Raw genomic sequence first — 15,380 nt, 5'->3', positions numbered from 1 at the left:
AGGAGTCGACCATGAGTATTTCTTCGTCCCTGAATGCGGGCGTGATGGGGCTTAACTCGAATTCAAGCCGCCTTTCTGCCATTTCCGACAACATCGCCAACTCGTCCACATATGGCTACAAGCGCAGCCAGGTGGATTTCTCCAGCATGGTGCTGCAGCAGCAATCGTCTGCCTATGCGGCCGGCGGGGTCAGGGTCACGGCGTTCAAGGACATCTCCGCAACCGGATCGCTCATTTCCACCGGCAACGCGACCGATATTGCCGTATCCGGACGCGGACTCGTTCCGGTGACGGACAATACGGGTGTGAACTCCCTTTCCTCCGAGCGCAGCCTCTTCCTGCTGCCGACCGGCTCCTTCTATGCAGACGAGAGCGGCAACCTGCGGACGCAGAGCGGCATGTTCCTGCTCGGCTGGCCGGCAAACTCCGACGGTGAAATCGGCAATGTCAGCCGCAATAGCGGCAGCAATCTCGAGCCGGTCAACATTGCCGCCTCCCAGTACACGGCGTCGCCCACATCGCGGATCGAGCTTGGCATCAACCTGCCGGCCGATGCAACGACCGCTGGTGGATCCGGCGAAAGCTACACATTGCCGATCGAGTATTTCGACAATCTCGGCCGCGCACAGACCCTGTCCATCGAATTCTCGCCGACTGTTCCGGCGTCCGGCTCCAGCAATGCCTGGACCGTGCAGATCTTCGACAGCGCCGGCGATCCGGCGGTGTCTATCGGTGATCTGGACATTACATTCGCAGACAGCGCCGCAAATGGCGGACGTATCGATACGATCACCGCGTCCGGCGGTGCGGTTTACGATCCGGCCACAGGCAGCGTATCCCTGAACCTGCCGCATGGCCCGGTTGAAGTCTTCTTGGGCCGCCCGAGCGACAGCGCCGGCATCACCCAGCTTTCAGCCAATTTCTCGCCGACCTCCGTCAGCAAGGATGGCGCCCCGATTGGTGACCTGCAATCGGTGGAAATCGACGAAAATGGATACCTTCAGGCCATCTACAATACCGGCTTCCGCCGCACACTGTATCAGATCCCGGTTGGAGACGTACCGAACATGAACGGCCTCAAGGCCCTTGACGGTCAGGCCTATCGCGTCTCGGCAGAGAGCGGAAACCTTTATCTCTGGGATGCCGGTACCGGACCGGTGGGTAGCATCGAAGGGTACGCCCTGATGGAGTCCACCACGGACATCGCGGCCGAGCTGACAGACCTGATCGAAACGCAGCGCGCCTATTCATCCAGCGCCAAGATCGTTCAGACGGTCGACGAGATGCTCCAAGAAACAACCAACCTGAAGCGCTGATCCGCATTCCTGACAGGCGGGCTCTGATTTGAGTATCTCAAGCGCCATCAACACGGCACAGTCCGGTCTCAGGGTTTCGGGCCTGAGAGCGGACATTGTCGCCACCAACGTCGCCAACGCATCAACGCCGGGCTATGTCCGGCGTTCTGTCGTCCTGAGCGAAACCCTGCTGGGGGGCCGGACGGTTGGCGTTTCGTCGACCGGTGTGACACGGGCCGAAGATTCTGTTCTGACCACCCAGCGCCGCGCCCTGTCAGGAGACGTGGCCCAGGCCAGCCTCATGGCCAGCACCTGGCAGGTCCTGTCGTCCCGACTCGGCGACGACGCGGAAGGTACCGGCCTCTTCAGCAAGTTTTCCAGCTTTGAATCCGCGCTGGCGGCCTCCGTCGCATCTCCCGAATCCGGCACACAGCTTGCGGCCCTTCTGGACTCGGCCAATGCCGTCGTGAAGGAACTGAACAACCTCTCCACACTGGTCACCCAGCAACGCTCGGAAGCTGACCGGGAAATTGCCGACGGGGTGGATGTCGTCAATACCGCGCTCAAGAAGATCGAAGCCCTCAATACCCAGCTTACCAAGATGGACCGCACGACATCTGAAGCGGCCGCCCTCATGGACGAGCGCCAGCGCACACTGGACACGATCGCGGAATACCTGCCGATACAGGCAATCCCGCGCGAGAATGGCAAACTGGATGTGGTCACCGTGGAAGGTGTGTATCTGGTTGCCGGAACGGCGAAGCAGATTGAATTCACGCCGGGTACGTCGTTTGGCGCGGACCAGACCGTCGACAATGGCGCCCTGTCCGGCCTGACCGTCGATGGCCTTAACCTCACACCCGGCGCCTCGAGCTACGCAGCCGTCTCCGGCGGCATGTTCGGCGCCCTGTTCACGCTGCGCGACACCGACCTTCCTGCATTCAACGCGCAGATTGACATGGTCGCGGAAGATCTCGTCACCCGGCTTTCGGCGGACTCCATTGATCCCACCAAGACGCCGGGTGATTTCGGCCTCTTCGTGGATACAGGCACGGTCGGGGATCCCGGCCTTGCAGGACGGATTGCCATCAACGCCCAGATCGACCCGACACAGGGCGGCAATCTCTGGCGCCTGCGCGATGGCATCGGCGCGGCAGCAGAAGGTCCGCCCGGAAACAATTCCATCCTGTCGGCGATGTCTGACGCCTTTACGGCTGTGCAGTCGATGAATGCAAATGGCATTCAGGGCAGCTTCTCATCGACAGAATTGGTGGCGCATATCGCGTCGGTCACAGGCCAGAAGCGCATTTCTCATGAATCCGTCCTGTCCTCCGCGTCGACGCAGTATGAAATTGTGGCACAATCCGAATTGACCGAGACCGGCGTGGATATCGACAGCCAGATGCAGGACCTTCTCGTGATCGAACAGGCCTACGCCGCGAATGCGCGCGTCATCGAAATTGCCAACCAGATGCTGCAACAGCTGATGGAGATCTGATATGAGCAATCTTTCCATATCCGCCGGCCTGCTGACCGCCAGCCTTAGTCAGAACGTCTCGGAACTGCGATCACGGATCAGTACGACATCCACCGAAGCGACCACAGGCCGGTATGAGGACCTGACCCTCCACCTGTCCGGGCGGATCGGCAAGGCGATGCTCAGCCAGAAGGCCGTCGACGACATCGGCTCGGATCGTCAGATACTGACGCTGCGCAGTTCGCGCCTGTCCCTGATCCAGAACAGCCTGACCACCATTCAGGACAGCACCAGCGGGATCGCCGCGCGCATGCTCAGTGCCGCTGTGGGCGAACACAAGACCGAGACCGCGACGGCAGCCCGCGACGCAAAGGCCGCACTGACTTCCACCTTGTCGTCGCTCAATGCCCGCTATGGTGACCGTTTCCTGTTTGCCGGTGATGCGACGGCCAGCCAGCCCTTCCCCGATCCGGCCAGGCTTCTGTCCGACATCGAACAGATAGCCCAGACCGCGACCAGCGCGGCCGACTTCCAGGCGCAGGTCGATACCTATTTCACGTCTCCCACCGGAGGCTGGCTTCAGGACGTGTATCAGGGCAGCACCACAACATCAGACCCCGAGGGCGTGAACGCAAATCATGATGCGATCCGCTCCCTTGTCACTGACCTTGTCATCCTTGCCGTCGGGGGACCTGACGGGGGCCTGTCGCGCCTGGATGGTTATAGCCAATTGTTGCAGGATACCTCGCTCAGTCTGTCTTCGAGCGAAACGGACATCACCAATCTTCGCGCGGATCTGGGCGTGTTCGAGGAACGTATCGCAAATGAACTGACCAGTCTCGATACCCAGGAAACGATTCTGGTTGCCTCTTTCAACCAGTTGACGGCGCGGGACCAGTATGAAGCCGCGACCGAACTGCAGGCGCTCGAAGCAACCCTCGAAGCCTCCTACCTGCTCACCGCGCGTCTGTCGCAACTCTCTCTTCTGAACTATCTGGGATAATCAAGATGTTCCGCACCGCCCTGATCGCCCTTCTGTCCGGCCTGATTGCCTTCGGCGCGTCCAGCCCTGCCGACGCCCAGACGCGAATCCGGGATGTGGTGGATGTGGAAGGCGTGCGCCAGAACGATCTGATCGGGTACGGCATCGTGGTTGGCCTGAACGGAACCGGGGACTCCGTCCGGAACTCTCCCTTTACGGAAGACTCGCTCACCTACATGCTCGAGCGGCTAGGCGTGAATGTACAGGGCGAAGACATCAAGCCCAACAATGCAGCCGCCGTGCTGGTTACCGCCACCCTGCCTTCCTTCGCCCGCAGCGGTTCGACGATTGACGTGACAGTGTCATCCATCGGCGACGCCAAGAGCCTTGAAGGCGGCACATTGATCCTGACCCCGCTGAAGGGCGCTGACAATGAAATCTATGCCGTCGCCCAGGGCAGCATCATCGTGTCCGGGATCGACGTTCAGGCCCAGGCCGCAAGAGAAACACGGGGCACGCCGACCGCCGGCGCCGTTCCCAATGGCGCTCGCATTGAACGCGAGATCGGCTATGACTTCAACGAACGCAGCAGTCTGGTCCTGGCACTTCGCGACCCTGATTTCACGACAGCCGCCCGTATCGAGGATGTCATCAACACTGCCTATGGTGCACCGGTCGCCTATACGCGCGATCCCGGTACGGTTGATTTGGACCTGCGCGGAATCAGCGGGTCCCCGGCGCGCATCCTTGCCGAAATCGAGAATCTGCCGGTCAGCGTATCGGTCCCGGCCCGCGTCGTAATCGACGAGAAGTCCGGCACCATCGTCTTGGGCGAAGATGTTCGCATCTCGAAGGTTGCAATTGCACAGGGCAACATATCCATCAAGGTCGTCGAAAGCCCCGTTGTCTCGCAACCCAACCCCTTCGCAAGGGGCGAATCCATTGCCCTTCCCCGGTCTCGCATCACGATTGGCCAGACGGGCAGCAAGAACATCGCCATGCTGGATGCGAACGTCTCCCTGTCGGAACTGATCGCAGGATTGAATGCGCTTGGCGTGACGCCTCAGGAAACGGCAGATATTATCCGGACCATGAAGACCGCAGGCGCCTTGCACGCCGATCTGATCATCCGTTAATCCCAAGAGCTCGCTCAGGTCGGGGCGCTGGCGAACCTGACCGGAGGCTCAGTCCTCTTCCGGCTTGCCGATCTTGATCGTGCCGTCACGCTTCATGCTCATCAGCGACATCAGGAATTCCCGCTGGACCTTCTCGGCCTTTTCAACGGTCATTTCAGCCTCGTCTTCAAGTTGCAGGCGGTACTGATCCGCGAGGCGCGATGAGATGTTGCTGAGCAAATAGTCCGAGATTTCGGCATTGCGGCCCTGAAGACTGGCGAGCAGCTTGATCATGACGTCTTCGCCGAGCTCGCGGAACACGATCGGGACCATCTCCCGCGCCATGATCTCCGGCAGGCTGTCGATGGTGAACATCACCTTCTCGATGCTCTTCAGCTTGGACTCGTGCGATGTGTTCAGGAATGAGAGGATACGATCCCTCCGCTCGCTTGGCACAAGGCTCAGCATCTCACCAATCACTTCAAGATGACTGGTGTCTTCAGCGCCGGCAGGGCCGGCAGGCGTGTTCAGCAATTCCAGATCGATCATGTGGGCCAGCACAGTGTAGATTTCCGGATCCGGGGCCTCATCCTCGACAAGATGGCCCATGACGGGGTCCAGCAGGCTGTCATCAAGGAAGCGCACAATCTCCGATGCCACCGCGACGTCCAGCTTGCGCAGAATCAGCGCCATGATGTTCGGCGTCAGGGACTGGAAATAGTCGGCGACCAGTTGGGGATCGTACTTTTCCAGGCGGACCCAGGTGTCTGAAGTCTCGGCTGTTTGCTCGGCGCCATCTTCGGCTTCTGGCGCGCCATAGATCTGTTGATAGCGGTTCTGGTCGAGAATGTTCGCAATGATCTCCCGGGCCTTGTCCTGACCACCGGAAAAGGACCCGCTCGCGGCCCGCAACTCCCGCAGGAAATCCACGGCAATTTCCGCCAGCTGGTCGCGACCGAGTGTCGATATCGTCTCCAGCGCAGTGGCAACCTGCGACATGGTCCGGTCATCGAGACGTTCCACAATCGGACGCGCCTCCGCTTCGCCCAGCATCGCAATCACAACGGCTGCCTTCTGGGCGCGGGTCAGGTTCAAGGGGCGCGCAACACCGGTCTGCGGCACCCGGCTGACGGCCTGGCCCTGCCCTGTCGGCTGTGGTGCAACCTGTTTTGTTTCAACCACGGCATTCATCCGGCATATCCTCGCAGCAGCGCTTCAGTGATCTTCAGCCAGCCATCGGCCAGAACAATGAATCCCACCTTAAACGGCAACGAAACAACCGTTGGCGGCACCATCATCATGCCGACTGCCATGAGGACAGACGACACGACCAGATCAATCACCAGGAAAGGCAGGAATATCACGAACCCGATCTGGAAGGCGTGCTTGATTTCCGACAGCATGAAGGCGGTCGAAAGCAGAGCGAAGGATGGGTCCTCGCCCTCGACGACCGGCCTGTTCACGGCATCTGCAAGTACGGGGATGGTTTCCGGATCGACACGCGCTGTCATGAAGGCCCGAAAAGGCTCCGTCGTGGCGGTCCATGCTTCGGCCTCTCCAATCGTTCCGTCCATATAGGGCGAGATGCCCGCCGCCCAGGCCTCCATGAAGGTCGGCTCCATGACGAAGAAAGTAAGGAACATGGCAAGCGCCATGATCAACATGTTCGGGGGGGCCTGCTGGACACCGATGGCCTGGCGCAGGAACGAAAACACGATGATCATGAAAGGCAGGCAGGTGGCCATCATGGCAATGCCCGGCGCCAGGCTCAGCACCGTCACCAGGACAAGCAGCAGGATGACCGAGCCGCTCAGTCCGCCTTCCCCGCCATTGTTCAGGAAGCCGCTTGCGTCCGGCAGGGGCAGTTCGACCTGACCGGCCTCTTGTGCGTGGGCAGGGCCGACCAATGCGAGCAACAAGATCAGAAAGATCAACCCGCCGGCTAGCCGTGGCAGGAACTCAAGTCCCCGTGGCATCGGGGTCCTCCGCGATCTCCGTGATCTTCACGCCCAGTCCACCTTCTTCGGTCTCGATCAATTCTCCCCGGGCAATCAGCTTATTGTCGACGGTCAGCGACACCGGATCCTCGATCCGGGCAGACAGGGCGATCACCGAATCGGGACGCAGTTCCAGAATTTCGGAAACGGTCAGACGCTTCTGGCCGATCGAGACAATCACATTGACCGGCACATTGTAGATGGACCGATACACCTTGCCGCCCGGCAGGGCGTCATCCGTCTCGACCGCATTTTCATCCGAAGGCGTCATTTCAGGATAGGCCATTACACTGATTCCCGTGTGTGCGATTTAAGTTCGTTCAGGCGAGCGAGACACGCATCCAGCAAGCCGTCAAAGTCCAGCGTCAGACCGCCGGTCGTCCAGGATATTTCGACGGGCCGGCCAGACGGCCCAGCCGACACCGTGCAGACTGGCTTCAGTCGGGGCGAAGACTCGACCAGTTCGCTGATGTCCCGCGCCAGACTTTCCGGCGCGGCGATGTCTATATGTGCGGCTGCGCCCGGCATCAGTTCGGGCAGCTGTCGCGCTATTTCTTCTGCGAGAAAGGCCTTGGACAATTCCGGGAACAGTTTCTCGCTGATCGCCGACACCCAATTCACGGTCTGGGCCTGTGCGCGCGCATCGGCCTGCTCAATTTCCTCTGCGAGGCGATTGAGCAACAGGTCGATATTCGGATCGCGCGGCACCGGCGTGGGTGCCATTTCTTCCGGTTGAGGAGTAGCAGGCGCCGGCCGGGCCTCCGGCTCTGCGGCAGGCACCGGCGCATATGTCAGACCGGACGAACTGCCCTGATCCGGGTGATGGTCAAAGCGCGGCAGGTTGGAAAAGGGCGACTCACTCATTGACCAGCGCCTTCCGGTCTTCGTTCAGCCATTCCTGCAGCAGGTTGGCGGTTTCATCCTGACGCTCACGCGTATAGCTCTTCAGGTAGTCAAGCGGATCGACCGTGTCGGTCGTCAGCGTCTGCGACCCTCCGTCGACCGCGGTATCCATGCCTACGGCCAACTCGCCCTTGCGCCCCTGAGAGAGCAGTGGACGAACCACACCGAAGCCAAGCACAATCACAACAATCCCAAGCAGGACCGCCTGCAGACCGGACCAGAAGTAGCGCTCTGTCAGCGTTTCAACGAGCCCTGGAGCAGGCGTCAGTTCCTCGACTTCGATTTCCTGAAATGGCATCAACTCGACTGTCAGCGAATCGCCCCGCTCGGCGCTGAGACCGGCGCCCGAAAGAATAAGTTGCTCGAAATCACTGACAAGACTGCGCATCAAGGGCGCGGAATCCTCGGCATTCGCGTCAAACCCGAGCACCTGCTCATTCAGCAGGACCGCCACGGAAATGCGCTCGATTTCGCCGGGCAGGGTTTCGGTTTCGCGCCGCGTCTCATTGATGTCGTACACCACGCTTTCGGTGGAGTTCTTCAGCGTGCTGGAGCCGCCCCCCTGCCCGCCTCCACCTTGCGGCAGGTTGCTGGCAACCGTGACACCGGCGGCGCCGCCGCCACTCGCTTCGCTGACATCATTGCTGGTACGATTGCGGATTACCCGGGAATTCGGGTCGAACACGACTTCGGACACGCGCTGACGTTGCCGGTTCACATCGACCGATACGGATACGCGAGCATTGCCGGGGCCTACGCGAGCCTCGAGCAGACGCAGGATTTTCTGTTCCAGGCGGCTCGACTGATTCTCGGCCACAATGCCCGGCTCTTCGAGACGGTCGACATTCGGACCGGCCAGCAGCCCGCGCTTCGGGTCGATGATCGCCACGTCGGCCGGATCAAGCCCGGAAACGGCGAGCGCCACCATATACTGGATCGCCTCGGCCTGACTGGCACTGAGCTTGGTGCTGGACACCAGCGTGACGGATGCAGTCTGGGGTGGCCCTGATCGGGCGAAGCCGGAGCGCAGGCTGGCGCCGATATGAACACGGGCCGATGATACGCCGGGAATGGCCAGAATGGTCCGGGTCAGTTCGCCTTCCTTTGCCCGCCAATAGGCAGCATTGTACATTTCCGATGTCACGGAAAACCCGTTGACGTCGTCCAGCAATTCGTACCCGCGCACCGATTGTTGCGGCAGGCCATCCTTGGCCAGCGCGAAGCGCACGGAATCGCGCTGCGACTGGGGAATGAAGATCGCCTCGCCGCGGATCTCGTAATCCACGCCGCGTTTCTCCAACTCGCTGATCACTTCGCCGGTGTGCATCGGATCCAGACCGGAGTACAGCAGCGCCATCGGCGATTTGACCGCGCCTTGCACCATGAACGTCATGGCCAGGACAACGCCCGCAACCGCTCCTGCCAATGTCAGCTTCTGCACCATCGACAGGGCTTTCAGCGTCTCCAACAGTTTCATAGGCGCACCAATCCCGTTCCCAACGCACACTCTGCTATTGGTTAATATTTTTCGCGAAATCGTTAACGCTTCCTTTACCCGGCGGTTAATAAGGCTGCACCTGCGGTACTTTTTTTCCGGGGGTGATCGTGGCGACCGACAATGAAGCGGAACCTGCAGAAAAAGCGTCAGGCGGGCCAGGCCTGGCTGCGCTGGCGCCGCTGGCTGTCGTGTGCGCTGCCGGGGCCTTCGGCGCCGTCTATTTCCTGTCAGGCAATTCAGGCTCCGCCGAGGCTGCGGCCTGCGTGACGGCTGCCGATGGCAGCCATGTGGCTGCACCTTTGGCGATGGAAGAGTATGTCTATGTCGACATCCAGGAAATCCTCGTCACGATCGGTAATGAGCCAGCCACCCGCTATGTGAAGATCAAGACATCGGTCATATCCGACTCCCGCAACATGGCAGCGGTGAAGAAGGCCGAGCCCATGCTGGTCGACGCCTTTGTCGGATATCTGCGGGCCTTGACGCTGTCGGACTTCGAGTCGGCCGATTTCTATCCCAAGATGCGCGAACAATTGGCTGTGCGGGCGGATGTCGTTCTCGGCACAGACGTATCACACGGCGTGCTCGTCACCGAATTCCTGCTGAGGTGAGATGATGCCTTTCGAACCTTCAGATATCGCCCTGTTCCTGGTGTCCTTCGCCGCGTGTCTCTATTGCGCGCTGCTGAGCCGCCGTTTGAAGGCACTCCAGAATACGCGAAACGGACTCGGTGCCTCGATCCGCGCCATGTCCGAATCCGTTGCCGCCGTTTCGTCGGCACGGCATGAAACCCAGGCTCAGGCGGGTGAGCTGATGACGCGGCTGTCGGCGGTGATGAAGGAAGCCGAAGCCACCGGCAAGAAGCTTACCGAGCTGAAAGACGCGCTGGAAATCAAGGATCGGGAAACCTCACGCCGGATCCAGTCCACCGACGCGGAAATCAGGCGTACGATGCGCGAAGCCCTCGCGCAGTCGTCGGAACGAATCGACGAGATATCGCGACTGACACGGAAACTCGAGACGCTCGCCAGCCGGGCCAGCGCGCAATTCGACAGCACCGACTATCTGTTTGACGATGAAGACACCGTCACGACCAGGAAGGTTTACGAGCATCATGGGCATAAAAAGTAACGGCCGCACACATGTCCTGCTGACCATCGGCGTCCTGTTCACGATTGCCGGTGGAACACGGTGGCTGCCTCAGGCTTTTGCAACGACGAAACAGGATGCGAGCGAACGCCTGCCCGGCAGCTCGCTGTCCCAATCCCTGACGGTCGACGAATCCGACCGGGTTCAGAGCGTCTGCCTGACCGGAGAACTGGCGGCTGCCATGGAACAGGACCAGATATCCATCGAGCAGCGAATTTCTGCGCTGCGCGACGACGAGATCGAGTTGCGCAACCGCAAGCTTGAACTGACCCAGCAGGCGGAAGAGCTCAAACTGATCCAGCAGGAACTGGATGAACGCTGGCAGCAAATGTCCAGCACGGCCAATCAGGATATCCAGCATCTGGCCCAGATGTATTCAGCGATGAAACCCGATCAGGCCGCCGGCATCTTCAACCAGATGGACCCGTCTTTTGCCGCAGGCTTTCTGCGCCTCATCCCCAGCGACCAGGCAGGCCTCATTCTCGCAAACATGGAAGGCGAAAAGGCCTACATTGTGAGTGTGAAGATTGCTTCACAAAACCGCGATCTGCGGGATGCCTCCGTCGCTCCCTGACGTGATAACTGCACGGCCCTGCAGTACGTTCAGACTGCGTGCCGAGGCGCGAAAGCATGAAGCGCAGTGTTCACCGCATCGCGAACGCGCCAGATGTCGAATGGTTTTGACAGCAGGGCATCCCGCCCCTTCGTGTCGGCTTCGCCCACCCGGTCGGGATGCGCGGTGATGTAGACGGTCGGCACATCCTTGCCCAGAACAGTCCGGATGTTTCGTACTGTCGACTTGCCACACATGTCCTGGTTCAGTTCGATATCCGAAAGGATGAGTCCGAACGTCTTTTCACGCGCAAGTTCGACAGCCTGCTCACCTGTATGGGCGATTCCGGCAACCCAGTGGCCCGTCTGCTGAACCAGCAAGGACAGCAAATCCGCCATATGTGGCTCATCCTCAATGATCAGCACACCGACACGCGTGGCCGTTGAAATCGCCATCTGAACGCGCGCAAGAACGCCGCGCGTCTCAGCTTCACCGGTCCCGGTGATCCGGCCAATGTCGGCCGCATCGAATCCGCACACTACTGCCAGCAGAAGAACCCGCTTCTCCAGCATCGAAAGTCCATCCAGCAGCGGCGATACAGCGCCGTCCTCACCTCGCGCATCAAGCGTTTCGAGAAGCTTGATGTCCAATTGGTGGAAGAGCGTTACCCGGCACAGGCCACCGAGATCCGTCGTTTGGGCTGAGGAAATGATGTCGCTGAGCGTGGCGCAAACGGCCCGGTCGCCCAAGTCTGCATCGTCGATCAGCAACTGGGCATAGGTTCTCAGAGACCGCAATTCTGCAGATACGATATCTGAATACATTTCGCCCCACTCCACATCGCTTCCAGAAATGTCCCTTGGGAAGCGCCTAAGATGTTCCTGTCAACGCAGCCATACGGCCCTGCCAGAAACTTCAATTCTAAACCAAATTGAACAGCGGTTCCACTCGATTGTACAGCGTGGACGTTGGGGCTGCAAACTCGCACTGAGAGGACACCTTGAGTTCCTCGCCAACTGAACTGAAACTGGTGACCCGTCCGACTCACACGGAGATTCAAATTCTTAGGACAATCCTGTCTTGCTCAGCCAGGCGCCCCGTCCGGCGCCGCGCCGAAACACTGGAGGTCCACGCATGACCGCAAAAGGCCAGCCTCGCCGAATACTGACCGGCAATGACACCGAGCCCTTTGCCCGGCTCGTCCGGTGGGCCGGAAGTCTCGGCTTCGGGATACTGATCTTTCTGGTTGCGTCGCTCGTGATAGAATTCACCCGCGGCTCCGGTCGCGTCGCCGCCATATGGCCGGTGAACGCCATGCTGATCGTGATCCTGCTGAAAAGCCCTGCCAGGAACTGGCTATCCCAGTTGCTGGCCATGACAGGCGGCCTGCTGGCAGCCAATCTCTACGCGGGAGACGGTCTGGTTCGCGGCGCCATACTTGCCCTCGCCAATCTGGCCGAAGTTTGTTGCGTTGCCTTTGCTTTCCTGCGGTGGAAGAATGTTCGGTTCATCAGCCTGACCGGCATTTCAATCCTGATTTTCGCGAGCTTCGCTGGATGTTTCATATCCGCGTGCCTTGCGGCTTTGGGCCTGATGGTGACCGGCGATTCCCTGTACCTTTCCGATGCGACCCTCTGGTTTGCCGCAGACTTCCTCGGCATTGTTCTCTTCACACCGGTTTTCTGGTCGCTCACAGATCGCTCGCGCAAATTCGAAATTGCATCGCCGGACGTCCAGTTCATCCTGAAACTGGGATTGCTCTGCGTCACCACGTTTTTCGTGTTTGCGCAAAGCGAATACCCGTTTTTGTTCCTTGTACCGCCTGCGCTGGTTTATGTCGCCTTCAGCGGCGGCGTGAAGGCAGCTGCCATTGGCTTGTTGATGATCACGGCCATCTCATTGCCCTTTACTTTGGCCGGAACCGGCCCGATCAGCCTGATGTCGACAGAGATGACGGCCAAGATTCTGGCATTGCAGTTGTTTCTCGCAACCAATTCTGTTCTTGGGCTCGCGGTTGGTGCGGCCGCCTCCGACCGGCGACGGCTGGTCAATCAGATCAAGACCTCACGCGCTCGCCTGCGCATGAAATCCCAGCAACAGCTGGAAATGATCCGGAAAGCCAATCTGGCAGAACGGCTTGCGGGCGTTGGTCACTGGACCCTCAATCCGGAAACCCAGCAAGTGGACTGGTCGCCCGAGGTTTACGCGATCCATGGTGTGACGCCGGAAGAATTCGATCCGATGTATGGCGACGCCATCATGTTCTACGCAGAGGAAGACCGTGACCGCGTCCGGTCTCTCGTTCAACGCGGGATCAGCCAGGCCGAAGGCTGGGAGTTTCAGGCTACCCTTATCCGGCGCTCTGACGGAAAGCGACGGACGGTCCGGTCAATCGGCGAGGTCCACACCGACTCCAATGGAACCGTGGATCGCGTGTTCGGAGTGTTCCGGGACATCACCGACGAACAGAACATTCTCGAGGCCCTGGCATCGAGCGAATCGAAATACAGGACGCTCGCCGACTATTCGACAGACATCATCGTTCGGTTCGGGCCTGACGGCGTCATTCGCTACGCCTCACCTGCCTGCGAAATCCTGGGTGTGTCCCCGGAGGATGCTGTTGGTTTGTCCACTGTCGACTTCACGATCCCCGAAGATCGCGAACATGCTGAGCACCTGACGGATGATTTGTTTCACACATCGGCCGTCGACCCGGCCGCGCTGCGGGAATTCCGTGTTCGCAACAAGGATGGCGACATTATCTGGCTCGAAGGCAATCCGAACGTCATCCTGGATGAGCATGGCAATACGAAAGAAGTGATCTCTACCTTCCGTGATGTCACAGAACGCAAGGCCCGCGAGAAAGCGCTGGCCGAAGCACGATCCGCCGCAGAAGCTGCCGGAAAGGCAAAAGCGGAATTCCTGTCGAATATGAGCCATGAAATTCGCACGCCCCTGAACGGCATACTGGGATTTGCGCAATTGCTGGAACAGACTGACCTCAGCGACGAACAGCGCCTGTTCGTCGAACGCTCCTTGTCAGCAGGTCGGCATCTTCGGGAGATCGTGGACGACATTCTGGATTATTCCAAGATCGAGGCCGGTCGGATCGAACTGGAAGAACGTGCGGTCGATATCCCCAGGCTTGTTGGGGAGACGGTAGACCTGGTCAGGGCCGCCCGGCCTGACACCAAGGTCGAATTCCAAACGGATATCCAGCCCCTCCACACAATGGCAGACGAAGTTCGCATCAAGCAGATCCTGACAAACCTTGTCGGCAATGCTGCAAAATTCACCCTTGAGGGCTCCGTCGCCGTCAAATCCTCGGTTCAGGATGCGACCTTGACCATTGAAGTCGTGGACACGGGCCCCGGTATCGCTCCGGAAAAGCTGGAACATGTATTCGAGGGTTTCCGCCAGGCAGACAACAGCATCACGCGCAAATTCGGAGGAACCGGATTGGGACTTTCCATCAGCCACTCCCTGGCACGCCTGATGGGTGGCGATCTGGTCCTTGAGAGCCGCGTGGGCGAAGGCACAACTGCCCGCTTGGTCTTGCCGGCCCGGCCGGTGGCCCCACCGGAAACATCGCAATCGGACGCGGAGCCAGACGCCCATGCAGGCGCCCTGACAGTGATGGCGGTCGATGATGTGCCGATGAATCTCGAACTTGTTGCTTTCGGTCTCGGCAGACAGGGGCACACGGTCGCCACCTTCTCATCCGCCAGGGCAGCACTCGACGACCTGAGCGCAGGAAACCGGTATGATGTCATCCTGATGGACGTGCAGATGCCGGATATGGATGGACTGGCAGCAACGCGCGAGATCCGATCGATGTCCGGACCCGTTGCGCAGACGCCGATCATTGCGCTGACAGCCAACGTCCTGCCCGAACAGATCAAGGAATGCCTGCAGGCCGGCATGACGGCGCATGCACCGAAACCCATCAATATTGATGAACTTGAGAAAACCGTTCGGCGGCACGGCCGGTCAGGAAGCGTCGTTGCCGTGCCTGCGAATACCACAACATCGGTCGACGCGCTAACGGCCAAGTATGCCGACTATCTTGCCGGCGTTCCGGGAGAACTGTCCAAAATTCTTGAACAACCGGACCATGCCTCTGTGCTGGAAGACATCCGCCGGCTTTCTCATGCCATTGCGGGCAGCGCCGGCAGTTTCGGGTTCGGAGAGGTTTCCGACGCAGCCTTTGCCCTGGAAGCAGTTGCGGAGCGCATTCAGGAAACGGGTGAATCGCTCGAAGACCTCGCACCGAGCGTCAGCAGATTCATCGACAGCGCAGAAAAGGCCGTCGCCTGAGGCCTCCTTCTGGAACCCCGTGACACCCGATAGAACGCTGGCATTCTCCACTCAGGCTTGAACGCAGGTCGAAAATGCGGTAGACGAGTTCTGA

At 59.8% G+C, this 15,380-nt stretch carries 14 protein-coding genes; 8 read left to right on the top strand and 6 right to left on the bottom strand.

What is annotated here, in order from left to right:
* Positions 1-11 precede the first annotated feature (11 nt).
* The 4 genes from HF955_RS07115 to HF955_RS07100 are packed head-to-tail and all read left to right on the top strand — an operon-like array spanning position 12 to position 4,890.
* Positions 12-1,316: a flagellar hook protein FlgE gene (locus tag HF955_RS07115; RefSeq protein ID WP_027838170.1), complete on the top strand. Its 1,305-nt coding sequence runs from the start codon at positions 12-14 to the stop codon at positions 1,314-1,316.
* A gap of 28 nt (positions 1,317-1,344) precedes the next feature.
* Positions 1,345-2,793, top strand: coding sequence for a flagellar hook-associated protein FlgK (gene flgK / locus HF955_RS07110; RefSeq protein ID WP_291078855.1), 1,449 nt, complete (start codon positions 1,345-1,347; stop codon positions 2,791-2,793).
* Between the two features lies 1 nt (position 2,794).
* A complete protein-coding gene (locus HF955_RS07105; protein ID WP_291078854.1) occupies positions 2,795-3,775 on the top strand; it encodes a flagellin in 981 nt (326 codons plus the stop codon).
* 5 nt (positions 3,776-3,780) lie between these two features.
* Positions 3,781-4,890: a flagellar basal body P-ring protein FlgI gene (locus HF955_RS07100; protein WP_291078853.1), complete on the top strand. Its 1,110-nt coding sequence runs from the start codon at positions 3,781-3,783 to the stop codon at positions 4,888-4,890.
* A 48-nt stretch (positions 4,891-4,938) separates the two neighbouring features.
* Here HF955_RS07100 and HF955_RS07095 read toward each other — a convergent pair whose 3' ends face one another.
* From HF955_RS07095 to fliF, 5 genes are read right to left on the bottom strand one after another with little or no spacing between them, the layout of a single operon-like run.
* Positions 4,939-6,051, bottom strand: coding sequence for a FliG C-terminal domain-containing protein (locus tag HF955_RS07095; protein WP_291078852.1), 1,113 nt, complete (start codon positions 6,049-6,051; stop codon positions 4,939-4,941).
* A 5-nt stretch (positions 6,052-6,056) separates the two neighbouring features.
* A complete protein-coding gene (gene fliP, locus HF955_RS07090) occupies positions 6,057-6,845 on the bottom strand; it encodes a flagellar type III secretion system pore protein FliP (RefSeq protein WP_291078851.1) in 789 nt (262 codons plus the stop codon).
* Positions 6,829-7,152, bottom strand: coding sequence for a FliM/FliN family flagellar motor switch protein (locus tag HF955_RS07085; RefSeq protein ID WP_291078850.1), 324 nt, complete (start codon positions 7,150-7,152; stop codon positions 6,829-6,831). The genes fliP and HF955_RS07085 overlap by 17 nt, the downstream gene beginning before the upstream one ends.
* Positions 7,152-7,730, bottom strand: coding sequence for a hypothetical protein (locus HF955_RS07080; RefSeq protein ID WP_291078849.1), 579 nt, complete (start codon positions 7,728-7,730; stop codon positions 7,152-7,154). The genes HF955_RS07085 and HF955_RS07080 overlap by 1 nt, the downstream gene beginning before the upstream one ends.
* Entirely contained in the window at positions 7,723-9,246 is a 1,524-nt protein-coding gene (fliF, locus tag HF955_RS07075) for a flagellar basal-body MS-ring/collar protein FliF (protein WP_291078848.1), read from the bottom strand. The genes HF955_RS07080 and fliF overlap by 8 nt, the downstream gene beginning before the upstream one ends.
* 128 nt (positions 9,247-9,374) lie before the next feature.
* Here fliF and fliL point away from each other — a divergent pair, with 128 nt between their 5' ends.
* From fliL to HF955_RS07060, 3 genes are read left to right on the top strand one after another with little or no spacing between them, the layout of a single operon-like run.
* Positions 9,375-9,878, top strand: coding sequence for a flagellar basal body-associated FliL family protein (fliL, locus tag HF955_RS07070; RefSeq protein ID WP_291078847.1), 504 nt, complete (start codon positions 9,375-9,377; stop codon positions 9,876-9,878).
* A 1-nt stretch (position 9,879) separates the two neighbouring features.
* On the top strand, positions 9,880-10,398 hold the full coding sequence (locus HF955_RS07065; protein ID WP_291078846.1) for a hypothetical protein: 519 nt from the start codon (positions 9,880-9,882) through the stop codon (positions 10,396-10,398).
* Positions 10,382-10,990, top strand: coding sequence for a hypothetical protein (locus HF955_RS07060; RefSeq protein ID WP_291078845.1), 609 nt, complete (start codon positions 10,382-10,384; stop codon positions 10,988-10,990). Before HF955_RS07065 ends, HF955_RS07060 begins: the two co-directional genes overlap by 17 nt.
* A 29-nt stretch (positions 10,991-11,019) precedes the next feature.
* Here HF955_RS07060 and HF955_RS07055 read toward each other — a convergent pair whose 3' ends face one another.
* Entirely contained in the window at positions 11,020-11,793 is a 774-nt protein-coding gene (locus HF955_RS07055) for a response regulator (protein ID WP_291078844.1), read from the bottom strand.
* Between the two features lie 310 nt (positions 11,794-12,103).
* On the opposite strand from HF955_RS07055, the gene HF955_RS07050 reads away from it, so the two are divergent.
* Positions 12,104-15,286 carry a PAS domain S-box protein gene (locus HF955_RS07050; protein WP_291078843.1) on the top strand — a complete coding sequence of 1,061 codons (3,183 nt, stop codon included), beginning with the start codon at positions 12,104-12,106 and terminating at the stop codon, positions 15,284-15,286.
* Positions 15,287-15,380 lie beyond the last annotated feature (94 nt).

The sequence above is a fragment of the Hyphomonas sp. genome, assembly GCF_017792385.1.
Taxonomy (GTDB): Bacteria; Pseudomonadota; Alphaproteobacteria; order Caulobacterales; family Hyphomonadaceae; genus Hyphomonas.
Note: the sequence above shows the minus strand (reverse complement) of the source record. Positions and strands in the feature narration are given on the sequence as shown.